This window comes from Kribbella monticola, from assembly GCF_003261635.1.
Taxonomy (GTDB): Bacteria; Actinomycetota; Actinomycetes; order Propionibacteriales; family Kribbellaceae; genus Kribbella; species Kribbella monticola.
The window spans coordinates 227,880-248,386 of sequence record NZ_QFXK01000030.1; the positions used below are offsets into that span (position 1 = coordinate 227,880).

Here is a 20,507-nt window from a genome sequence, read left to right on the forward strand (position 1 = left end):
CCAACCGAGGAATCAGCTGAGAATCCGGTGTGTCCCGGCTCTCACCGATCGAGCAGCTTCGCCACCGCCGTCACCACCGCACGTCGTCTCCGCGCCCGCGAAATCGGCGCGGCGGCGGCGAATTCCGGATTCATCGACGACCAGCTGGTGGCGATCGACTGCACCAGCGACAGCAGCTCCACCGGCTTGAAGTCCGACCGGATCCGCCCCGCCCGCCGGGCCTTCTCCAACTCGGCCAGCCGGCTCGCATTCACCGCCAGCACCGCTTCCAGCCGTGAACTCTCCGGCCGCTCCAACCGGTACCAGACCGCCAGCCGCAGGTGATGCGGGTGTTCCTCGAAGTAGTCGAACACGCGCCCGGCGTACTCCGGCAGGTCGTCGGCGTCGAAGCCGACCTCCTCCAGGTACTTCTCGACGTACGCCGTGAAGACCGCGTCGAAGAGCTGATCCTTGTTGCCGTAGTACGCGTACAGCATCGCCTTGTTGCAACCGGCCACCTCGGCGATCCGGTTCACCCGCGCCCCGGCGATGCCGAGGGCGGCGAACTCGTCGGTGGCGGCGTCGAGGATCCGGCTTCTGGTCCGATCGGCATTCCGCTGCTGCATGGCCCAAAGTCTACCTAACCAACCGGTCGGTTGATTTCTGGCAGCACAGGGTGTTTCCTGGAGCTAACCAACCAGTCGGTTACATAGGTAGGAGATCATGACCAAGACCTGGCTCATCACCGGAAGCTCCCGCGGCCTCGGCCGCGAACTCACCCAGGCCGCGCTGGCCGCCGGGGACCGGGTGGTCGCCACCGCCCGCACCCCCGAGCAGCTCGACGACCTGGTCCACAAGTACGGCGACGCGATCCGCGCGGTGGCGCTCGACGTCACGGACGCGGCGGCCTCGCGCGCCGCCGTACAGACGGCGCTGGACGAGTTCGGCGGTCTGGACGTCGTGGCCAACAACGCCGGTTACGCGAACAGTGCGCCGATCGAGGACACCGACGATGCCGACTTCCGGGCCCAGGTGGAGACCAACTTGTTCGGCGTCGTGAACGTGACCAAGGCGGCGCTGCCGGTCTTCCGCACGCAACGCGGCGGACACTTCCTGCAGTTCTCGTCGATCGGCGGCCGGGTCGGTGGTACGCCGGGCATGGGCGCCTACCAGACCGCCAAGTTCGCCGTCGAGGGCTTCTCCGAGGTGCTCGCGAACGAGATCCGGCCGTTCGGGGTGAAGGTGACGATCATCGAGCCAGGAGCGTTCCGGACGGACTGGGGTGGTTCGTCGATGACGATCGCCGAAGTCCGCGAGGACTACGACTCCACGGTCGGCGAACTGAACCGCTACCGGGTGGCTGCCGACGGCAAGCAGCCAGGCGATCCGGCCAAGGCGGCCCAGGCGGTCCTCGAGATCGTCAGGCTCGACAATCCTCCCCTGCGTCTACTGCTGGGCAAGGACGCGCTCGAGCACGCCGACCGCGCTTCGCGATCCCGCGCCGCCGAAGCCGCCGAGTGGGCGCACCTGACCACCTCGACCGACTACGAGTGAGCCCCGCCCCGGATTACGACCGAAGCGAGTCGATGGCGTCGGCGAGCAGGTCGATGCCCTCGACAACTTCTTTTTCGGTCAGGCTGCCGTAGCCGAAGACCAGGCCTTCGGGTCCGGCGTGCCCCATCCAGTACGGCGCCAGGCCGTAGACGCCGAGGCCGCGCTCCAGAGCCGCCTTCTGGACACCGGCCTCGGTGAGGTCGGCCGGCAGCCAGGCCATCACGTGCAGCCCGGCGGATACACCGATCGGCACCAACTCCGGCACCCGCTCGGCCAGCCGGCCGACCAAAGTGTCCCGTAACCGGCGGTACCGCGGCCGCATCCGGCGCAGGTGCCGGTCGAACTCGCCCCGCGCCACGAAGTCGGCGAACGTCAACTGGTCGAACACCGGCGAGCCGCGATCGTCGGCCACCTTGGCCACCGCCATCGGCTCGACCAGCCGGCTCGGCAGGATCAACCACCCGAGCCGGAGCCCGGGCGCGAGAGTCTTGCTCGCCGTACCGGCATAGACGACCGACTCCGGCGCCAGGCCCTGCATCGCGCCGATCGGCTCCCGGTCGTACCGGTACTCCGCGTCGTAGTCGTCCTCGATCACCAAGGCGTCGTTCTTGGTGGCCCAGGCGATCAAGCCTGCCCGCGTCTGCGCCGACGCCACCGCCCCGGTCGGGAACTGATGAGCCGCTGTCACCAGTACGACGTCCGCACCCGACCGCTCGAGAGCTTCCACGTCGAGGCCGGTCTCCGACACCGGTACGCCGACCGCCTCCAGGCCGGCCTGCTTCGCGACGTCGCGCAACTCGTTGTCGGACGGGTCCTCGATCGCCAGCCGCCGGTAGCCCGAGGCCACCAGGACCTGCAGCAGCAATCGTGATCCTTGGGCGAAGCCGTTGCAGATCAGCATGTTCTCCGGGCGTGCCGATGTCCCGCGGACCCGGTTCAGGTAGTCGGCCAGGGCCTCACGCAGTTCGGAGGTACCACGTCCGTCCAAGTAGGCCAGTCGCCGGTGCGGGGTCTCGTTGAGCACCTTGCGCATCGACCGCAACCACGCAGGGCGCGGAAACTGCGAGACGTCCGGCTTGCTGTACTTGAAGTCGATCCGGGGTGCTCCCCCGCTTTCCAGAGCGGTTGCCGGCTGCGTCTCGATCCTCGCGGCGCCGGGCGCCACCTGGGTGTACCCGCCGGTCTTGCTGATCAGGTATCCCTCGGCGACCAGTTGCTGGTAGGCCTCGACCACCACACCGCGGGACAACCCGAGATCCGCCGCGAGCGCGCGGGTCGCCGGCAGCACCGCGTCCGCCCGGAGCAGCCCCTGCCGGATCCGGTCCCGGATACCACCCTCCAGCTGCTGATGCAGCGGCACGGACGAGTCCCGGCGCAGCTCGACCAGCAGCTCACCGGCCGCGGAATTGGTCCTGGCCCGGTTCATGAAACCGCACCTTATCCAAGGACCGACGATGTCGGGCAGACTTCGGGACCGCCTACGGCTAGGGGATGGCTCCGGCGAGCCGCGTGGTGAGGGTCTGGACGTGGGCGATCAGCTCGGGCGGCGACTGGACCACGAAGTCGACGCCTAGCAGACCGACGTACAGGAGCAGTTCGTCCAGGGAGTTCGAGCCGGCCGAGAGGACACAGGTGGAGGAATCGACCATTTCGACGACGCCGACTGTGCTCGGGATCCGGTCGGCGATCTGCTCGGCCGGAGCCTGAAGCAGGAATCGGGCTTGGTAGCGATACCCGCCACCCGCGACGCCCCGCGTGGTCTGCTCGAGGTCGGGTGCTTCGCGCGGCTGGAACCGTGGGCCGGTGGGGATCCGGGGTTCCATCCGGTCCAGCCGGAAGGTTCGCCAGCCCTCCCGCTCCACGTCCCAGGCGACGAGATACCAACGTCGCCCGGTGTGCACCAGGCGGTGCGGCTCCGTCGTACGGACTGTCGCGGTGCCGTCGTGACTTCGGTAGTCGAAGCGGAGTCGCTCATGGTCGCGGCAGACCGCTGCGACGGCCATCAATACTGCGGGGTCCACGGCGGCACCCGAGTTCGGAGTGACTGCCACTGACTGCAGCAGGTGGACCCGGTGGCGCAGGCGGGACGGCAACACCTGCTCCAGCTTGGTCAACGCCCGCACCGACGACTCCTCGATCCCGGCCACGCTCCCAGTTGCGGCAGAGCGCAGCCCGATCGCGACGGCCACCGCCTCCTCGTCGTCCAGCAGCAGCGGCGGCAGGGAAGCACCCGCGCCAAGGCGATACCCGGCTACACCCGGAACCGCATCGACCGGATAGCCGAGGTTGCGCAGCTTGTCGACGTCGCGGCGAACCGTCCGCACACCGACTCCGAGCTCGCCGGCCAAGTCCGCGCCGCTCCAGTCGCGCGGGGACTGCAGCAGGGAGAGGAGTTTGAGCAGCCTGGCGGAGGTTTCCAGCATGAAGACGAGTCTGGCAGAAAGCTAGGACAGAAGGTGTCCTAACCGGGTGACAGAGTCGAGGACATGACGACGAACGAGCTCAAGCCCTTCAGCATCGACATTCCGCAGAGCACGCTGGACGACCTCAAGGCGCGGCTGACGCAGACGCGGTTGCCTGCCCCGTTGCCTGGTGACGACTGGGACACCGGCGTACCGGTTTCCTGGTTGAGCAGCCTGGTGGACTACTGGCGCGACGAGTACGACTGGCGCGCGATCGAGAAGCAGTTGAACGACTATCCGCAGTACACGACCGTGATCGATGGTCAGCAGATCCACTTCCTGCACGTGCGGTCGGCCGAGGCGGACGCGCTGCCCCTGCTGCTCACCCACGGCTGGCCCGGATCCATCGCCGAGTTCCTCGACGTGATCGGCCCACTGACCGATCCGGTCGCCTACGGCGGCGACGCGGCGGACGCGTTCCATCTGGTGATTCCGTCACTGCCGGGGTTCGGCTTCTCCGGCCCGGTGCACGAGGGCGGCTGGTCGACGGACCGGGTCGGCCGGACCTGGGTGGAGCTGATGAACCGGCTCGGGTACCCGCGGTACGGCGTACAGGGTGGTGACATCGGTGCGGCCGTCTCGCCGGAGGTCGCCCGGGCCGATCGCGAGCGGGTCGTCGGGGTCCACGTGAACGGCACGCCCGGGTTGCCGCCGATGAACCTGCAGGCCGAGGAACGCGCGACGCTGACCGACCTCGAGCGGGACCGGCTGGGCCGGATCGACGCGTTCATGCGCGAGGAGTTCGGCTACATCGCGATCCAGTCGACCCGGCCGCAGACGCTCGCCTACGGACTGGTCGACTCGCCGGTCGGGCAACTCGCCTGGATCATGGACAAGTTCCGCGAGTGGACGCATCCGCGGACAACGTTGCCGGATGCAATCATCGACCGGGACCGGCTGCTGACGAACGTGATGATCTACTGGCTGACCGGTACGGCGGGCTCGGCGGCGTACGTCGGGTATGCGCAGCAGCAGCCGTGGGGCGCGACCAAGGAGAACTCGGGCGTCCCGACCGCCGTGCTCGTCTTCGCCCACGATGTCGGCATCCGCCGGTACGCCGAGCGGGAGAACACCATCACCCGCTGGACCGATGTCGACCGGGGCGGCCACTTCGCCGCGCTGGAGGAACCCGAACTGCTGACCGCGGACGTCCGGGAGTTCTTCCGGGCGCTGCGCTGATCAGTCGAGCGGGACGCCGAGGGTGCGCAGGATGCTGGTGCCCTCGGCGAGGTGGTGGCCGGCGCGGCGGTGGTCGCCGAGCTCCAGGCAGGCGCGGCCGAGCGCGAGGCGCGCCTGCCCTTCCAGGAGCCGGTCGCCGAGCCTGATCGCGGCCGTCAGTGCGACCTTCTGGGTCACCAGCACCTCTTGCCAGCGGCCGGTCCCGACCAGCCGCGGTTCCATCGACCAGGCCAGTTGCCAGGCGTCGGTCAGCATCCCGTCCTCGAACGCGTGCTGCACCGCGGCCACCTCGAGGGCGACCCGGGTCGACTCGTCGAGCGAGGCCGGAAATTCATTGCCATCGGCAAACGATGCCGGAAACGTCAGTGACACACCGAAATCCTACGACTACTTTCCATCACTGAGATCACAGTTCTATGACCAGTCAGCAAAACCCCACCTACTCCAGGTGATGCGGTCAGAGGCGGGAAGGGAAGGGGATTCGGGTCAGGTCGGCGGCTACGACTATCTCGCCGCTGAATTCGGCGGACGCTTCCTCGTAGAAGCGTTCCGGTTCGGTGTAGCGCTGGGAGAAGTGGGTCAGAACGAGTTTGCGAACCCCGCACTCCTGCGCCACCCGCGCCGCCTGCCGAGCGGTGAGGTGGCCGAAGCTGGTCGCCAGTTCACGTTCGGACGACAGGTAGGTCGACTCGATCACGAGCAGGTCGGCACCGTCGGCGAGGCGGAAGACCCCCTCGCACAACCGGGTGTCCATCACGAAGGCGAATCGTTGCCCAGGGCGCGGTTCGCTCACCTGCTCCACGGTCACCGTGCGCCCGTCGACCTCGATCGAGCCCGCCCGCTGGAGCCGGCCGACCGCGGGCCCGGCGACGCCGTACCGGGCCAGTTCGTCCGGCAGCATCCGCCGGCCGTCTGGTTCGATCAACTGGTAACCGAACGACTCGATCGGGTGCTCCAGCCGCCGGACCCACAGCTGCCCGAACGAACCGACCGACAGCAGGCCTTCCTCGTCGATCGGCTCCTCCCGCAACTCCGCCCGCTCGAAGAAGGACGCGGCGTACCGGAGTCTGGTGAAGTACTCCTGCCCGGAGGCCGGATAGTGCGCATGCACCGGATGCTCCACGCCGTCGAGCGAGAGCCGTTGCACGACGCCCGGTACGCCGAGGCAGTGGTCGCCGTGGAAATGCGTGACGCAAAGCCGCGTGATCGCGCCGGCCGGCACCCCGGCGTACAGCATCTGCCGTTGCGTCCCTTCGCCCGGGTCGAAGAGAAAACCCTCGGAATCCCAGCGCAGGAAGTAGCCGTTCTGGCTGCGTTCCCGGGACGCCACCTGACTGCCGGTGCCCAGTACAACCAGTTCGCGCACGGCCACACAGTACTTCGTCAGCTCAGCGCGGCCACCAAGGTTTTCGCCGAGATGTTGCCCCCGCAGGACACCACGGCCACTCGTTGCCCCGCGATTTCCGTACGCCGGGCGCGCGCCGCCGCGAACGCCATCGCGGCCGAGCCTTCGATCAACTGGTGTTCGGTGTCGATCACCAGCCGCAGCGCGTCCCTGATCTCTTCTTCTTCGACGAGCACCCACTCGTCCACCAGGGACCGGCACAGCTCGAAGGTGATGCTGCCGGGCTCGACACTGCCCGCCGTACCGTCCGAAAGGGTCGGCTTGCCGTCCACCTCGATGATCCGGCCGGCCTGCACCGAGGCGGCCATCGCGGCGTCCACGACCGGCGAAGCGCCGTACACCTTGACGTCCGGCAGATGCCGCTTCAGCACCGCGGCGACTCCGCTGACCAGGCCGCCACCACCGACCGCGACGAAGACGGCATCCAGCCGCCGGCCGTCAAGTTGCTCGAGCATCTCGACCGCCGCCGTCCCTTGCCCGGCGATGATGTCCGGGTCGTTGTACGGCGAGATGTAGGTCCAGCCCTTCTCCTGAGCCTCGGCGCGAGCCATCGTCTCGTTGGCACCGGAGTCGGTTCCGACGCCGCGAACCCCGATCCCGAACCGCTTGATCGCGGCCACCTTGCTGGCGGACGCGTTCTCCGGGACGTAGACGATGCCGCGGCCGCCGAGCGTCGCCAGCGCGTTGCTCACCCCGAGCCCGTGGTTGCCGGTCGAGGCGGTCACCACGCCGGCCTCGCGCTGCTCGCCGGACAGCGACAGAACCTTGGCCATCGCGCCGCGGGCCTTGAACGAGCCGGTCCGCTGCTGGTGCTCGCACTTGACCAGGACTTCGGCGCCGAGCTCTTCGCTGAACGCCCCGAATCCGACGAACGGGGTGACCGGCAGGTGCTCGCGCAGCCGCGGTGCCACCGCTTCCGATCGATCCGCCACGGCTTCCGGCGTGATGAGCTCGTCCACGGTCATAGGTATAGCTTGTCCCATCAACAGCATCTGTTTCGGAGGCGGCGGATGGGAACTGAGCCACTGTGGACCGGCTACCGGTTTCGTGAGGTCGACGCCGACGGCTGGACAACCTTCTGGCGGCTCGATCCGCGCGAGCAGCCGTTCGAGCTGACCGACTGGACGGGCAATCCCGAGCGGCCGGGACACCGGCTCTGGGCCCGCGCTGCGACTCCTGCGGGAGTGCGCGCGCGTTGGCAGACCTCGGCGACGTCGGTGACGCTGGAGATCCGGGGCGCAGGGGGTCTGGACGGGATCGTCGCGCCGGTCGACTTCCTCATCGGCGGAGTGCTGCATCAGCGGTGCGAAGTACAGGCCGGTGAGCAGCGGATCCGGGTCGAGCTGCCGCCGGGACCGGTCGAGCTGGAGATCTGGCTGCCCCAGGCGGGGGCGGCCGAAGTACGGGAAGTCGCCTTCGAGGGTGAGGCGGTGCCACAGCCGCCGGCTGGGCCGCGTTGGATCACCTATGGGAGTTCGATCAGCCAGTGCACCGGTGCCTACGGGCCGTCCGAGACGTGGCCGGCACTGGTCGCTCGCCAGCATCAATGGGATTTGGTCATGCTCGGCTTCGCGGGCGAGTGCCACCTCGACCCGATCGCGGCGCGGACGATCCGGGACACCCCGGCGCGGCTGATCTCGTTGTGTCTCGGTATCAACATCTACGGCGGTGAGACGTACAGCGGGCGGACGCTTCCCGGCCAGGTCGAGGCGTTCCTGTCGACCGTGCGCGAAGGACACCCGCACACCCCGATCGTGGTGATCACCCCGCTGCCCGCACCGAACCTGGAGGGCAAGCCGAACGGCCTCGGCCTCACCCTCGACGACATCCGAGCCTGCGTCGAACTCGGCGCCCGCACCCGCCAGGACCCGGATCTCCAACTGATCGACGGACGCACCGTCCTCAGCACCGAGGAGGCCCAGACCCTGTACGCCGACGACGTCCACCCCGGCCCCGACGGCTACCGCCTGATCGCCGACCGCCTAGCCCCCCTACTCACCCTGCCTCTGTAACTCCCCCGCCACCCTCACCTCATCGCCGCCGAGGCGGGTTCACTCCTCCTCCGGGGGTTACCCCACTGGTGTAGCAGTGGGGTAACCCCTCCGGGAGGAGTGGACCCGCCCGTGCGGTCAGTTGAGGCTGGTGCCGAGGGCTTGCCAGTCGAGGACCGGGGCGGCGAGGTCGCGGATGGTGGCCAGGAGGCCGAGGCGGGCGGCGCGGACCTCCCGGTCCTCGGCCATCACCAGGATCTCCTCGAAGAAGTTGGTGATCGGCTCGACCAGGACCTCGGTCGCCGCGACGAACTCGCCCAGCGCGACCGGCGCCGCACCGACCTTCTGGACCGTCTCATGGAGGACGAGCTCAGCCGGTTCGGTCAGCTTCGAGGCGTCGTAGACCGCGTTGGTCTCGGCCGGAACGATCCGCCGGACACGCTGCAGTACTGCGACCAGCTGGGCGAACCCCGGTGACGCCACCTGACGCTTGAGCTCGGCGAGCGTCTCGTCGGCCGCCGCCGGCGCTTCGGCCAGCGGCAGCACCGCAGCGACCTGGTGATGGTCGTCGCCACGATCGAGCACCTGCTGCTCATACCGCCGTACGGTGAAGTCGGCCACGTCGGCCAGGGATTCAGCCGGTACTTCGATGCCCTGGGCACCGATTTGCTCGGCGGCCGCGGCGAGGCCGACCGGCAGGGTGATCGCACGCAGCTCCGGGTGCTCGCGCAGGATCGCGACGACACCGGCCGCCGCCCTGCGCAACGCGAACGGGTCGGAGCTACCGGTCGGCTTCGCACCGATCGCGAACAACCCGGCCAGCAGGTCGAAGCGGTCCGCCAGCGCGAGCAGCGCACCCGGCGTCGTCGACGGCACCGGGTCGCCCGCGGAGCGCGGCAACTCCATGTCGAACAGGGCCTGCGCGACAGCCTCGGTCTCGCCGGCCCGACGTGCGTACTCGCGAGCCATCGTTCCGGCCAGACTGGTCAGCTCGACGACCATCTGCGAGCCGAGGTCGAACTTGGCCAGCTCGGCCGCGCGCTGCAGCGTCGTCAGGTCCTCGCCTTCGAGACCGACCATCCGGCCCAAGGATTCGGCGATCCGCGCGATCCGGCCGGCCCGCTGCGCCATCGAGCCCAGCCGCTCCTCGAACGCGAGCTTGTCCAGGCCTTCCTTCATCGCCTCGGGCGTGGACTGCAGATCGGCGCGCCAGAAGAACGCGGCGTCCTCGTAGCGGGCCCGCAGGACGCCTTCGTTCCCGGCCTGGACGGTCTTCTCGTCGACCGAGCCGTTGGCGACGGCAACGAAATGCGGGAGCAGCTTGCCGTCCGCGTCGCGCACCGGCAGGTAGCGCTGGTGCTTGCGCATCACGGTGGTGAGGATCTCGCCCGGCAGGTCCAGGTAGTCGGCCGAGAAGTTGCCCAGGATCGCGGTCGGCTCCTCGACCAGGTTGACGACCTGGTCGATCAGCGCCGACTCCGCCTCGACGTCGACCGTGCCACCGACGGTCGCGGCCAACCGGTTGCTGTCGGCAATGATCCGCTCGCGCCGCTTGGCCGGGTCGGCCTCGATCCCGTGGATCCGGAGCAGGTCGAGGTACCCCTCGGCGGCCGCGATCTCGACCGTCGGCTGGGCCGCGGTCCGCAGTACGCGGGTGGTCCGCCCGGCGGCTAGCGTCGACACCGAGACCTGGATGACCTGGTCACCGAGCACCGCCACCAGCCAGCGGATCGGCCGGGTGAAGGACAACTTGGCGTCGTTCCAGCGCATGTTCTTGTCGGAGCGCAGGCCGGTGACGATCTCGGCGAGGACACCGCTGAGCACTTCGGCGGCACCGCGACCCGGGTCGGGCTTGGTCACCGCGACGTACTCGACGCCGTCGACCTCCAGGTCGTGCAGCTCGCTCACGTCGACGCCCTGGCCGCGGGCGAAGCCGGCGGCCGCCTTCGTGACGTTGCCCTCGGCATCGAACGCGGCGGCCTTCTTCGGACCGCGGTTGACCCGCTCGGCGTCCGGCTCGCCGGCCTGGACCGCGGCGACGAAGGCGATCACGCGGCGCGGGGTGGCGTAGGTGGTGACCTCGCCATGACCCAGCCGGGTCGCGGCCAGCTTCTCGGTCAGCGCGGCCTTGACCGCCTCGGCCGTCTTGGTCACCTCCGACGGAGGCATCTCCTCGGTGCCGATCTCGAACAGCAACTGCCGGGTGCCGGTCATCGCCGGGAACTCGGTCGGCACCGGTACGGCGGCCGGCAACTCGGCGATCCCGAGCGGGTGCTCGAGTTCGGTCCGGCGTTCCGCCCAGAGCTGGGCGACTTCGCGGGCCAGGCCACGCATCCGGCCGAACGCCTTCGCGCGCTCCGTAGTACTGACCGCGCCACGGGAGTCGAGCACGTTGAAGGTGTGCGAGCACCGCAGCACGAGGATGTGCGCCGGGACCGGGAGGCGGGCGTCGAGCATTCGGCGGGCCTCGTTCGCATACTCCTCGAACAGGCGCTTCTGGCTCTCCACGTCGGCGTCGTCGAGGTAGTAGCGACTCATCTCGTACTCCGCCTGGCCGAACGCCTCGCCGTACGAGATGCCCGGTGCGTAGGCGATGTCCTTGAAGTGCGAGACGCCCTGCAGCGCCATCATGATCCGCTCGATGCCGTAGGTGATCTCCACCGACACCGGCTCCAGCGTCATCCCGCCGGCCTGCTGGAAATAGGTGAACTGGGTGATCTCCAGGCCGTCCAGCCAGACCTCCCAGCCGAGTCCCCACGAACCGGTCGCCGGATTCGCCCAGTTGTCCTCGACGAAGCGGATGTCGTGCGCCTCGATGTCGATGCCGAGCACCTCGAGGCTGGCCAGGAACAGCTCCTGCGGGTTGCCCGGGTCCGGCTTGAGCACGACCTGGAACTGGGTGTGCGTCTGCAGCCGGTTCGGGTTCTCGCCGTACCGGGCGTCGTCGGGGCGCACACTCGGCTCGACGTACGCGACCCGCCACGGCTCGGGACCGAGCACCCGCAGGATCGTCGCCGGGTTCAGCGTGCCGGCGCCGACCTCCGTGTTGAACGGCTGCACCACCATGCAGCCCCGGTCGGTCCAGTACTTCGTCAGCGCGAGCAGCGCGTCCTGCATGGTGAGCACCACAACAACCTCAGGTTCGGGATCAGGGATCGGCAGCCTCGGCGACTCTCCGAGACCGCTCAGTCTATTCGGCCCGGCGGAGTGCTCGCGCCGCGCGCCCCGGTCACCTCTTAGGCTTGTCCGGTGACGTCTCCCAGACACGCCGCCGTAGTTCTCTAGGTAACCCGTTCCTGCTCCCCGGCGCCACTCAGGCCACCGGGTGAGTTCGCGCTGCCCTTCGAGCGGTCGCGCCTCCTGATCACTTCCAGCAGGAACGGACTCATGAACTACCCTCTCGTCGTCACCGACGCCCTATCTGCCGACCGCGCCCTGCGACTGATCCGCCAGGGCCAGCAGCTGCTCTGGCAGGGCGACTACCAGCAGGCCAAACAGTTGCTCAAGGCAATCGATCGGCGCCTGAAGACACCACCAGCAAAGACCTTTCACCAATACCGCAGCCACCAGGCCCGGCGCGCCGGCATCCTCAACTCGATACTGATCGCGTTGGACGAGCAGTACGACGTAAAGCTCCGGCGCGCCCCGGATGTCCGCCTTGCCTGCCTGGAGGCGTACGGCCCCGCCACCGGACCGAGCACGGTCCCGCTCCGTGAACTACTGGGCGTCGTCAGCGCCCACGAATGGCGCCGCCGAGGCATTCACCTCGACGCCCTCGGGGCCCGCATCCATCCGTACTACGGCGTCTTCGCGCCGACCCGTTCGGAGTACGTCGACCTGGTGGCCGCCGCCGAACTGCCGGCGAGCTCGCCCTCGAGCTCGGACCGTCGCTCGAACCCGGTCGAGCTCGCCTTCGACATCGGGACGGGGACCGGAGTACTCGCCGCGATCCTGGCTCGCCGCGGTGTCGGCCGCGTGATCGCCACCGACACGAATCCCCGGGCCGTCGCCTGCGCCGCGGACAATCTGCGGCGCCTCGGCCTCGATCAACGGGTGGACGTACGGCGTACCGGGCTGTTTCCGGCCGGACGGGCCGAGCTGATCGTCTGCAACCCGCCCTGGATCCCGGCGCGGCCGGTCTCACTGCTCGATCATGCCGTGTACGACGAGGACAGCCGGATGCTGCGCGGCTTCCTCAGCGGGTTGACCGACCATCTGACCCCGGACGGCGAGGCGTGGCTGATTCTGTCGGATCTGGCCGAGCACCTGGGGCTCCGGACCCGCGCCGATCTGCTCGCGCTCTTCACCCGAGCGGGCCTCGTCCTCACTGGGCGCACCGACGTCCGTCCCACCCACCCACGTAGTACAGGCGGGGGCGGGCCACTGCAGGAGGCCCGGGCGCGAGAGATCACGTCACTGTGGCGACTCAGAGTTACCTAGGCGATTTGCTGGAGCCGGGGCCGGACCCAGGGGAAGCTCGTACTCGAAGTATGTGAAGCTGGGAGGTGACCGGAGTCGCCGTGTGAAGTAGGCGGCGCCGGGCACTGGTCAGGGCATCCTGCGTGGGCTGTTGCCGCGTGGTGACTTGACCTCAACCGTGGTTGAAGTTTCAAGCTGGTGCCGCTGACCCAGGACACCGGCAGATATCGGCCCAACGGGCCCTGACGAAGGAGCAGAGTTGACCACGTCGTACACGCTTCCCGACCTCGGCTACGACTACGGCGCGCTCGCGCCGCACATCGCCGGCGAGATCATGGAGCTGCACCACTCCAAGCACCACGCGACCTACGTGAAGGGTCTCAACGACACGCTCGAGAAGCTGGCGGCGGCTCGCGAAGGGGGCGACTTCGGCTCGATCGTCGGGCTGGAGAAGACGCTCGCCTTCAACCTGGGCGGCCACGTCAACCACTCGATCTTCTGGAAGAACCTGTCCCCGGACGGTGGCGACAAGCCGGACGGCGAGCTGGCGGCGGCACTGGACGAGTCGTTCGGCTCGTTCGACGCCTTCCAGGCGCACTTCACCGCCGCGGCCACCACGATCCAGGGGTCCGGCTGGGCCATCCTGGGCTGGGACGCGCTGCAGGGCCAGCTGCTGATCCACCAGCTGTACGACCAGCAGGGCAACCTGCCTGCCGGGCAGATCCCGATCGTGATGCTGGACATGTGGGAGCACGCCTTCTACCTGCAGTACAAGAACGTGAAGCCGGACTACGTCAAGGCCTGGTGGAACGTCGTGAACTGGGCGGACGCGCAGGCGCGCTTCGACGCCGCCCGCAGCAACGCAGGCGGCCTCATCACCGTCGCCTGACCCCCTGACGACCTCTTGCGTCCGGAGAACTGGTGATCCCCACCGCTTCTTCGGACGCAAAGCGGTCGTCGTGCACTGCCCTGTACTGCGGCCGCCTGCGCCCTGGTTGAATACGGCCGCCTGCGCCCTGGTTGCTTCAACGTTGCCCGCGGCCGGCGGCCAGCCGTTCGACCGCTTTGACGATCCGGTTCTGCCGGGTCTCCGGCTTCTTGGCCTCCTCGATCCCAAGCACGAACCAGCTCCGCTGGCTGTAGGACAACCCGTCGAAGAACGCCCGCGCCTTCGGCTCGGCATCCAGCGCCGCGGCGAAATCAGCAGGTACGGCGACCTCGCGCGGCTGCATGTCCAGCTCGAGCTCGACCTCGATCTCGTCGCCGCCTTCGATCCCGGCCGCTGCACGCCGCTCGGCGCTCACCCCGATCATGAACTTGCCGCCCATCACCGCGACCGTACTGCGGTAGCTGTACCCGTTCACGGTCACCTTCACGGCCGGCTTCTTGCCGCTCCCGAGTTCCGCGATCACCTCGGGCGGCACCTCGATCCCGGTCTTCGTCGTACCGGCCAGCACGGTTTTGAACCTCATCGCGCACCTCCTCCGAAGAATTCGCGCAGCACCGGCGCGATCGCCGTCGCTTTGATGATGTGCGTCTGTCCGGGGATCTCCCGGTGAGCCGCTCCCGGTACCGCATCGGCCGTCGCCTTCACCGCAGTACGCATCCATTCCGGGCTCTTCCCGCCGCCGACGACCAGGACCGGCATCGCCACACCGGCCCATTGAGAAGCGTCCAGCGGTTGACCGAACGCGTTCGCGCCGACCACCTGCGCGTCGTACGGCAAGGTGTGTGCGACCGCCTTCAGCTTCTTCCACGTGGGCATCAGTTTCATCATCGTGACGACGATCGCGGGCAGCCCGATGCCCTTGGTCATGAAGTACTTGATCGTGTCGCCGGGACGCCCCGCGTCGGACAGCGCGCGCATGTCGGCCGCCCACGTCCGCGGTACCGGCGTACGGCTGTCGTCGACCACGAACGGCGCCTCGAACGCGACCAGCTTGCTGATCGGCAACCCCTCGGCAGCAGCCCGGAGTGCGAGCGCCGCGCCAGACGATGAGCCGTAGACGTACGCCGTACCGCCGGCCGCCTCGATCACTGCGGCCAGGTCCTCGACCTCCCGCGCGACGTCGTAGACCTCGGCATCACCGCTGTCGCCGCGACCCCGCCGGTCGTAGGTGTAGACCGCGTACTGCGATGCGAGCTCCTTCGCCACGTCGGGCATGGGGCCCTGCGCTCGGCTGCACAACGCGCCGTCGACCAGCACGACGGTGGGTCCTTCGCCGATCCGGTCGTACGCGATCGGCGTACCGTCCGCGGACTTCACCGTGCTTGTCATGCGAAGAAGTCCTTGAGAGCGGGCGCCAGGACGCCGGCGTCGACGTTGTGCTGTTGCCCCGGAAGGATCCGGTGGCTGCCGTCGCTGAGCGCCTCGACCACGACCTCGTTGCCGGTCTTCATCCACTCGTCCGAGGCGCCGCCGGTGAGCACCTGGGTCGGTACGGCGATGGCCGCGATCGCCTCGACCGGCACGGAGTAGTCGCCCATGATCGTCGCGTCGTACGCGAGGGTATGGGCGATCGCCTCCTGCGCCGGCCACCACGGCGACTCCTTCGCCATCGCGACGAATTCGGCCGGCAGCCCGACCACCTCGGCCATGAAGTACTCCGCCGCCTTGTCGCGCCGGCCCGCGGCCACGAACTCGCGGTAGATGTCGGCGGTGTTCGCCGGCGGCCGCTCGCGAGTGCCTTCCACGATGTACGGCGGCTCCCACAGCGCCAGCCGGTTCACCGGTCGGCCGGCGGCGGTCGCCAGCGCGGCGAGTGCGGCCCCGGACGAGGTTCCGTACAGGTGGGCCGAGCCACCCGCGACCGCGAAGATCGCGTCCAGGTCCTCGAACTCGCGCTCGATCTCGTAGACCTCGCCGTCACCGCTGTCGCCGCGGCCGCGCCGGTCGTAGTTGTAGACGGTGTACTTCTCCGCCAGCAACGAGGCGAGCGGGGCGTTCGACATCCGGTCGACCGAGCCGCCGCAGACCAGGACGACGGCCGGGCCCGCGCCCAGCTTGTCGTACGCGATCGCGGTGCCGTCCGCGGAAATGACCTTCTCCATCATGAGCTCCTCTGAACCACTCGAGCCCGGTGCCGCTCACCTGGCCTCATCACTGCGTCGAACTCTCCCGCGGTCTTTCGACAGAGCCGCCGAAGCAATTTCAGCAGGCAGCGGCTCGGCTCAGGAGGAAGGCTCTTTCTCGCTCGTTGCGGGTCAGCCCGGCCGCCCGCTCGAACTCGACCCGGGCCTCGTCCAGCCGGCCCAGCTTGAACAGCAGATCACCGCGCACGCTCGGCAGCAGGTGGTAGTCCTTCAACGTCGGCTCGTCGACCAACGCGTCGACCGCGACCAGTCCCCGCTCCGGCCCGAACGCCATCGAGATCGCCACCGCCCGGTTGAGCTCGACCACCGGCGACGGGGTGACCTCGGCGAGTACGGCGTACAGGCCGGCGATCCGCGCCCAGTCGGTGTCCTCGGCCTCGGCCGCGCGGGCATGGCAGGCCGCGATGGCCGCCTGCAACAGATAGGGACCGGGCGGTTCCTCGGACGAGAACGCGCGGTCGATGCTCTCCAGACCACGCCGGATCAGCAGCCGGTCCCAGCGACGGCGATCCTGATCGAGCAGCAGCACCGGCTCCCCGTTCGGGGCGACACGGGCGTTGGCCCGGGACGCCTGCAATTCCATCAGCGCGACGAGGCCGTGGACCTCGGATTCGTTCGGCATCAGCTCGGCGAGCAATCGGCCGAGCCGCATCGCCTCGTTGCAGAGCGCCGGGCGCATCCAGTCGTCGCCCGCGGTCGCGGAGTACCCCTCGTTGTAGATCAGGTAGATGACCTCGAGCACCGAGGACAGCCGGTTGACCAGCTCCGCACCGGTCGGTACTTCGAACTGCGCCTCCGCCTTGGCCAGGTTGCGCTTGGCGCGCACGATCCGCTGCGCGATCGTCGACTCCGGCGCGAGGAACGCCCGCGCGATCTCGTCGGTCTTCAGCCCGCCGAGCAGCCGCAGCGTCAGCGAGACCCGGGCGTCGGTGGTCAGCACCGGGTGGCAGGCGGTGAACAGCAGCCTGAGCAGATCGTCCTCGATGGTGTCCTCGAGAATCGCCTCGACGTCGTCCTCGACGCTCTCCCCGTCGATCTCGAGCTGGTGCCCCATCTCGACGAGCTTGCGCTGGTACGTCTCCTTGCGCCGGATCAGGTCGATCGCCCGCCGCTTGGCGATCGCCATCAACCAGGCGCCCGGATTGTTCGGTACGCCGGACTCCGGCCACTGCTCCAGCGCGGCCACCAGCGCGTCCTGAGCCAGCTCCTCGGCCAGCCCGACATCGCGCACGATCCGCGCGACGCCGGCGATGATCCGCGCCGACTCGATCCGCCAGACCGCGTCGATGGCCCCGTGAGTGTCCGTAACCGTCACCCGACCGATAGAACAGCACCCCTCGGGTCAAGGCAAGCGACCCGGCTCCCCGAGTCGCTGCCTCTCCCCGCGTAGCTCTTGGCGTTCCTACTGCTGGAAAAGGTCCGAGTCCGGGCCGAAGTCGGCTTCCTCGACAACGCGCCGGACCTCGACCTCGCCGTCCAGCGCGGCCGCCAGCCGGGCAGCCCACTCGATCGCCTCGTCCTTGTTCCGCACGTCGACAACGATCACGCCGCCGATCAGCTCCTTGGTCTCCGCGAACGGGCCGTCCGTCACCGTCCGCTTACCCCCCGACACCTTCACCCGCGCGCCGAGCGAACTCCGGTGCACCCCCTCGGCAAACAACAGCACGCCGGACTTCGACAGGTCCTCCACCACCTTGCCGACCCCCTCGGCAACCTCCTGGCTCACCATCCGGCCGGCCTCGGAGTTCTCGTCCGCCTTGTTGATGATCATGTAACGCATCACTGCACTCCTTCATCGAAAGTCGTCGCCCACTTACTCTCACGTCGAACGGGTCACCCCCAGATCGACACGCGGCGAAACGCTTCTCCTCTTCGCCGCGCCCTTCCCCTGCGTTGCATAAGTTCGCGATGCGCCGGCCGCGGTCCGGGTACTGCGAGGTGTCCGCCGATCCCGATCGCCGCAAGGAGCCCGAACGATGTCCGACACCGACAACCCGGTCAGCCACATCGCGCAACTGGTGCAGCGCGCCAAGATCTGCATGCTGACCACGATGACCGCCGAGGGAAAGCACGTAGCCCGCCCGATGGCCCTCCAGGAAGCCGAATTCGACGGAGACCTCTGGTTCTTCGCGTACGACGACTCCGCCAAAGCCCAGGAAATCGTGATCAATCCGCAGGTCAACGTGAGCTTCACCAACGACAAAAGCAGCGAATGGACCTCCATCTCAGGCACCGCCGAACTCGTGCACGACCGAGCCAAGGCCGAAGACCTGTGGTCCGCACCCCTCAAAGCCTGGTTCCCCGACGGCCTGGAAACCCCAGGACTGACTCTCATCAAACTCCACGCCGACACCGCGGAGTACTGGGAAGGCCCAAGCAGCAAGGTAGTCCGTCTCCTCGGCGCCGCCCGCGCAGCCGTCACCCGTGACCCAGACAAATTCCCCGCCACCAACGAAACCGTCGACCTCTGACATCTCGCTGCAGAGGTGACGGAAACAACCTTCATGCAGTCCTTTCTCCCCTATCCCGACTTCGCCGCGACTGCGCGCGTACTGGATCCCCGGCGCCTAGGTAAGCAGCGCGTCGAGGCAATCCAGATCCTGCGCGGCTTGGTCGTGCCGAACTACGGATGGCGGCATCACCCAGCAGTGAAAATGTGGGCCGGCTACGAGGAGGCCCTGGTCCGCTACGGCCTCGAAATCTGCGCGGCCTGGACCGCCACCGGCCGCCCCGACACCTGCGAACAAACCCTCCGAACCGACCTGGCCAACCACTGCAACCTCACCACCGTCCGAACCCAACCAGCCCTGGCAACAGCCGGCGACCTACCACCATGGCTAGGCAACAACACCTTCCACCGCACCCACCGCTCAGCCCTACTACGCAAAGACCCCGACTACTACGGCCCCCTCTTCAACGACCCCGCCGACCTCCCCTACCTCTGGCCAACCTCCGACCGCCCAAGCAACTGCTGACCCGACGCCGACAACGCAATACGGCAAGCCGACGGTCGGCCGCACCGACCTGCGGCTCGCACTCGCCCGTTGACCGTGATTACAGGACCCTCACCGTTCTGGGCGAGGCAGGCGTCGTGTGCTGCCGAGCTGGCAAGGTGTTGGCATATCAATCCGCTTGCACCAGGGGGAGCCGAACGGCCCAGCACTGGCACACCCCTCGCAACCGCCTGGAAGCTGAATCCGAAGAACATGCTTACCGAGAGATCTTCGTTGTTCTGTGATGTCGCACTAGCTGAGCGCATCGAGCGGGTCGAAACGCAACTCATCGCGATGGCCAGTCGCGCGGCCCATCGACGTGTCCCTGACAAGAAGGGATTCGTGATCCAGCTCGAGGGTGGCGGCGTCGCGAGTTTCGCAGACGACAACTCGCCGTACAACAAGGTTGTGGGAATGGGCTTCGGCGGCGTGCCGAGTGGGACCGAACTGGCCGAGATAGAGCAGGCGTTCGCGCAACGCGGTGCACCGGTCCAGATCGAGCTCGCACATCTTGTCGACCCCGAGATCGGCATCGTCCTCACCGAGCGGGGCTATCGGCTGGAAGCGTTCGAGAACGTCCTCGGCCTCGCCATCGAGGATTCCGACGAGCCGCTCATGCCGGCCGGGGTGGAGATCCGGCAGAGCGGCGACGAAGAGTTCGACGCGTGGCTCGAGGTGGTGGCCGATGCGGCTGCTCACCCCGACACCCAAGGCGTGCCATGGCGGGAAGAGTTTCCGCGCGATGTCTACCTGGCGGCCGAACGCGACGCGGCGGCCGCTGAGGTCACCCGCTACATCGCGCTCCACGATGGTGTGATCGCGGGGGGCGCCGGACTACGCACCGCAGAAGGGATCGCTCAGTTCGCCGGCGCAGCCACCGCACCCCAACACCGCCGCCACGGAATCCAATCCGCGTTTCTTTCGACCAGGCTGGCCGACGCCGCAGCCGCCGGCTGCGACGTCGGAGTCATCACCACCCAGCCAGGCTCCAAGTCGCAGCAAAATGCCCAACGCCGAGGGTTCACTCTCCTCTACACCCGCGCCGTCCTCGTCAAACACCCCTGATCACCCCCAACGTGTCCCCAGAGCTTTCGAACAAGGGCTCGCCGGTGAGTTCGACGTAGCCCGACCGGCTGTGATCGGACGTTTCGGACATACAGGCTCCTAGTGCAGCCTGCGTCTGCAATGCGCGTCAGCCGCCAATCCCCTGGCCATTTCTCACAGCAGACCACGCTGCCAGACCGATGCCGGGGAGGTACCCGAAGGCAGGGCCAGTCTGCTGGAGCTGCCGACACAGTCCTCTCGGAATCCGAGCCCTAGACGTGTGGTCAAAATGTGTCCACGGATCTGCGCCCGCTACCTGAGCCAGCCGCCCGGCTTTTAGCGGGCGACGTAGGAGCCCGCGCCCGGGGTGGGTGGGAGCCAGACGCCG

At 68.3% G+C, this 20,507-nt stretch carries 20 protein-coding genes; 8 read left to right on the plus strand and 12 right to left on the minus strand.

Annotation, left to right across the window (positions count from 1 at the left end):
* Window positions 1-41: 41 nt before the first annotated feature.
* Window positions 42-605: a TetR family transcriptional regulator gene (locus DIZ26_RS17425; protein ID WP_112242562.1), complete on the minus strand. Its 564-nt coding sequence runs from the start codon at window positions 603-605 to the stop codon at window positions 42-44.
* A gap of 97 nt (window positions 606-702) precedes the next feature.
* On the opposite strand from DIZ26_RS17425, the gene DIZ26_RS17430 reads away from it, so the two are divergent.
* Window positions 703-1,533 (plus strand): oxidoreductase, encoded by an 831-nt coding sequence (locus tag DIZ26_RS17430; protein ID WP_112242564.1) that lies wholly within the window; start codon window positions 703-705, stop codon window positions 1,531-1,533.
* A 13-nt stretch (window positions 1,534-1,546) separates the two neighbouring features.
* On the opposite strand, the gene pdxR is transcribed toward DIZ26_RS17430, so the two are convergent.
* On the minus strand, window positions 1,547-2,959 hold the full coding sequence (pdxR, locus tag DIZ26_RS17435; RefSeq protein WP_112242566.1) for a MocR-like pyridoxine biosynthesis transcription factor PdxR: 1,413 nt from the start codon (window positions 2,957-2,959) through the stop codon (window positions 1,547-1,549).
* A 58-nt stretch (window positions 2,960-3,017) separates the two neighbouring features.
* Complete coding sequence (locus DIZ26_RS17440) at window positions 3,018-3,956, minus strand: helix-turn-helix transcriptional regulator (RefSeq protein WP_112242568.1); 939 nt, start codon at window positions 3,954-3,956, stop codon at window positions 3,018-3,020.
* Between the two features lie 63 nt (window positions 3,957-4,019).
* On the opposite strand from DIZ26_RS17440, the gene DIZ26_RS17445 reads away from it, so the two are divergent.
* Entirely contained in the window at window positions 4,020-5,174 is a 1,155-nt protein-coding gene (locus DIZ26_RS17445) for an epoxide hydrolase family protein (protein ID WP_112242570.1), read from the plus strand.
* On the opposite strand, the gene DIZ26_RS17450 is transcribed toward DIZ26_RS17445, so the two are convergent.
* The 3 genes from DIZ26_RS17450 to DIZ26_RS17460 all read right to left on the minus strand — a co-directional run bounded on the left by DIZ26_RS17450 (window position 5,175) and on the right by DIZ26_RS17460 (window position 7,544).
* Window positions 5,175-5,546 carry a hypothetical protein gene (locus tag DIZ26_RS17450; protein ID WP_112242572.1) on the minus strand — a complete coding sequence of 124 codons (372 nt, stop codon included), beginning with the start codon at window positions 5,544-5,546 and terminating at the stop codon, window positions 5,175-5,177.
* An 85-nt stretch (window positions 5,547-5,631) separates the two neighbouring features.
* Window positions 5,632-6,540, minus strand: a complete 909-nt coding sequence (locus tag DIZ26_RS17455; RefSeq protein WP_198676146.1) for a ribonuclease Z — start codon at window positions 6,538-6,540, stop codon at window positions 5,632-5,634.
* Window positions 6,541-6,557: 17 nt separating this feature from the next.
* Window positions 6,558-7,544: a threonine/serine dehydratase gene (locus tag DIZ26_RS17460; RefSeq protein WP_112242576.1), complete on the minus strand. Its 987-nt coding sequence runs from the start codon at window positions 7,542-7,544 to the stop codon at window positions 6,558-6,560.
* A 45-nt stretch (window positions 7,545-7,589) separates the two neighbouring features.
* Between DIZ26_RS17460 and DIZ26_RS17465 the strand changes: the two genes are divergently transcribed.
* Complete coding sequence (locus DIZ26_RS17465; RefSeq protein ID WP_112242578.1) at window positions 7,590-8,591, plus strand: GDSL-type esterase/lipase family protein; 1,002 nt, start codon at window positions 7,590-7,592, stop codon at window positions 8,589-8,591.
* Between the two features lie 117 nt (window positions 8,592-8,708).
* Here DIZ26_RS17465 and DIZ26_RS17470 read toward each other — a convergent pair whose 3' ends face one another.
* The gene (locus tag DIZ26_RS17470; protein ID WP_198676163.1) at window positions 8,709-11,687 is read right to left on the minus strand and encodes a glycine--tRNA ligase; all 2,979 of its coding nucleotides are present in this window, start codon (window positions 11,685-11,687) and stop codon (window positions 8,709-8,711) included.
* Between the two features lie 270 nt (window positions 11,688-11,957).
* Between DIZ26_RS17470 and DIZ26_RS17475 the strand changes: the two genes are divergently transcribed.
* Together DIZ26_RS17475 and DIZ26_RS17480 are read left to right on the plus strand one after the other, a co-directional pair.
* A complete protein-coding gene (locus tag DIZ26_RS17475; protein WP_112242580.1) occupies window positions 11,958-13,010 on the plus strand; it encodes a methyltransferase in 1,053 nt (350 codons plus the stop codon).
* Between the two features lie 238 nt (window positions 13,011-13,248).
* Window positions 13,249-13,878, plus strand: a complete 630-nt coding sequence (locus DIZ26_RS17480) for a superoxide dismutase (RefSeq protein ID WP_112242581.1) — start codon at window positions 13,249-13,251, stop codon at window positions 13,876-13,878.
* Window positions 13,879-14,014: 136 nt separating this feature from the next.
* Here the strand turns inward: DIZ26_RS17480 and DIZ26_RS17485 are convergent, their stop codons facing one another.
* The 5 genes from DIZ26_RS17485 to DIZ26_RS17505 form a co-directional block, all read right to left on the minus strand.
* Entirely contained in the window at window positions 14,015-14,461 is a 447-nt protein-coding gene (locus DIZ26_RS17485; RefSeq protein ID WP_112242583.1) for a YdeI/OmpD-associated family protein, read from the minus strand.
* A complete protein-coding gene (locus DIZ26_RS17490; RefSeq protein WP_112242585.1) occupies window positions 14,458-15,267 on the minus strand; it encodes an alpha/beta fold hydrolase in 810 nt (269 codons plus the stop codon). The genes DIZ26_RS17485 and DIZ26_RS17490 overlap by 4 nt, the downstream gene beginning before the upstream one ends.
* Window positions 15,264-16,040, minus strand: a complete 777-nt coding sequence (locus DIZ26_RS17495; RefSeq protein WP_112242587.1) for an alpha/beta fold hydrolase — start codon at window positions 16,038-16,040, stop codon at window positions 15,264-15,266. The genes DIZ26_RS17490 and DIZ26_RS17495 overlap by 4 nt, the downstream gene beginning before the upstream one ends.
* 100 nt (window positions 16,041-16,140) lie before the next feature.
* On the minus strand, window positions 16,141-17,397 hold the full coding sequence (locus tag DIZ26_RS17500; RefSeq protein ID WP_112242589.1) for an RNA polymerase sigma factor: 1,257 nt from the start codon (window positions 17,395-17,397) through the stop codon (window positions 16,141-16,143).
* 87 nt (window positions 17,398-17,484) lie between these two features.
* Complete coding sequence (locus DIZ26_RS17505; RefSeq protein ID WP_112242591.1) at window positions 17,485-17,862, minus strand: YciI family protein; 378 nt, start codon at window positions 17,860-17,862, stop codon at window positions 17,485-17,487.
* 196 nt (window positions 17,863-18,058) lie between these two features.
* Here DIZ26_RS17505 and DIZ26_RS17510 point away from each other — a divergent pair, with 196 nt between their 5' ends.
* The 3 genes from DIZ26_RS17510 (at window position 18,059) to DIZ26_RS17520 (ending at window position 20,140) form a co-directional block, all read left to right on the plus strand.
* Window positions 18,059-18,553 (plus strand): pyridoxamine 5'-phosphate oxidase family protein, encoded by a 495-nt coding sequence (locus DIZ26_RS17510; protein WP_112242593.1) that lies wholly within the window; start codon window positions 18,059-18,061, stop codon window positions 18,551-18,553.
* Window positions 18,554-18,568: 15 nt separating this feature from the next.
* Window positions 18,569-19,057: an MSMEG_6728 family protein gene (locus DIZ26_RS17515; protein ID WP_232828413.1), complete on the plus strand. Its 489-nt coding sequence runs from the start codon at window positions 18,569-18,571 to the stop codon at window positions 19,055-19,057.
* A 75-nt stretch (window positions 19,058-19,132) separates the two neighbouring features.
* Window positions 19,133-20,140 (plus strand): GNAT family N-acetyltransferase, encoded by a 1,008-nt coding sequence (locus tag DIZ26_RS17520; RefSeq protein ID WP_332872738.1) that lies wholly within the window; start codon window positions 19,133-19,135, stop codon window positions 20,138-20,140.
* The last annotated feature ends 367 nt before the right edge of the window (window positions 20,141-20,507 follow it).

What these genes read in the sequence shown, in the direction of transcription:
- DIZ26_RS17440 (WP_112242568.1), bottom strand. Translation starts at nt 3,956, where the DNA reads ATGCTGGAAACCTCCGCCAGGCTGCTCAAACTCCTCTCCCTGCTGCAG.
- pdxR (WP_112242566.1), bottom strand. Translation starts at nt 2,959, where the DNA reads ATGAACCGGGCCAGGACCAATTCCGCGGCCGGTGAGCTGCTGGTCGAG.
- DIZ26_RS17510 (WP_112242593.1), top strand. Translation starts at nt 18,059, where the DNA reads ATGTCCGACACCGACAACCCGGTCAGCCACATCGCGCAACTGGTGCAG.
- DIZ26_RS17495 (WP_112242587.1), bottom strand. Translation starts at nt 16,040, where the DNA reads ATGGAGAAGGTCATTTCCGCGGACGGCACCGCGATCGCGTACGACAAG.
- DIZ26_RS17425 (WP_112242562.1), bottom strand. Translation starts at nt 605, where the DNA reads ATGCAGCAGCGGAATGCCGATCGGACCAGAAGCCGGATCCTCGACGCC.
- DIZ26_RS17465 (WP_112242578.1), top strand. Translation starts at nt 7,590, where the DNA reads ATGGGAACTGAGCCACTGTGGACCGGCTACCGGTTTCGTGAGGTCGAC.
- DIZ26_RS17460 (WP_112242576.1), bottom strand. Translation starts at nt 7,544, where the DNA reads ATGACCGTGGACGAGCTCATCACGCCGGAAGCCGTGGCGGATCGATCG.
- DIZ26_RS17430 (WP_112242564.1), top strand. Translation starts at nt 703, where the DNA reads ATGACCAAGACCTGGCTCATCACCGGAAGCTCCCGCGGCCTCGGCCGC.
- DIZ26_RS17470 (WP_198676163.1), bottom strand. Translation starts at nt 11,687, where the DNA reads ATGCAGGACGCGCTGCTCGCGCTGACGAAGTACTGGACCGACCGGGGC.
- DIZ26_RS17475 (WP_112242580.1), top strand. Translation starts at nt 11,958, where the DNA reads ATGAACTACCCTCTCGTCGTCACCGACGCCCTATCTGCCGACCGCGCC.
- DIZ26_RS17490 (WP_112242585.1), bottom strand. Translation starts at nt 15,267, where the DNA reads ATGACAAGCACGGTGAAGTCCGCGGACGGTACGCCGATCGCGTACGAC.
- DIZ26_RS17485 (WP_112242583.1), bottom strand. Translation starts at nt 14,461, where the DNA reads ATGAGGTTCAAAACCGTGCTGGCCGGTACGACGAAGACCGGGATCGAG.
- DIZ26_RS17445 (WP_112242570.1), top strand. Translation starts at nt 4,020, where the DNA reads ATGACGACGAACGAGCTCAAGCCCTTCAGCATCGACATTCCGCAGAGC.
- DIZ26_RS17505 (WP_112242591.1), bottom strand. Translation starts at nt 17,862, where the DNA reads ATGCGTTACATGATCATCAACAAGGCGGACGAGAACTCCGAGGCCGGC.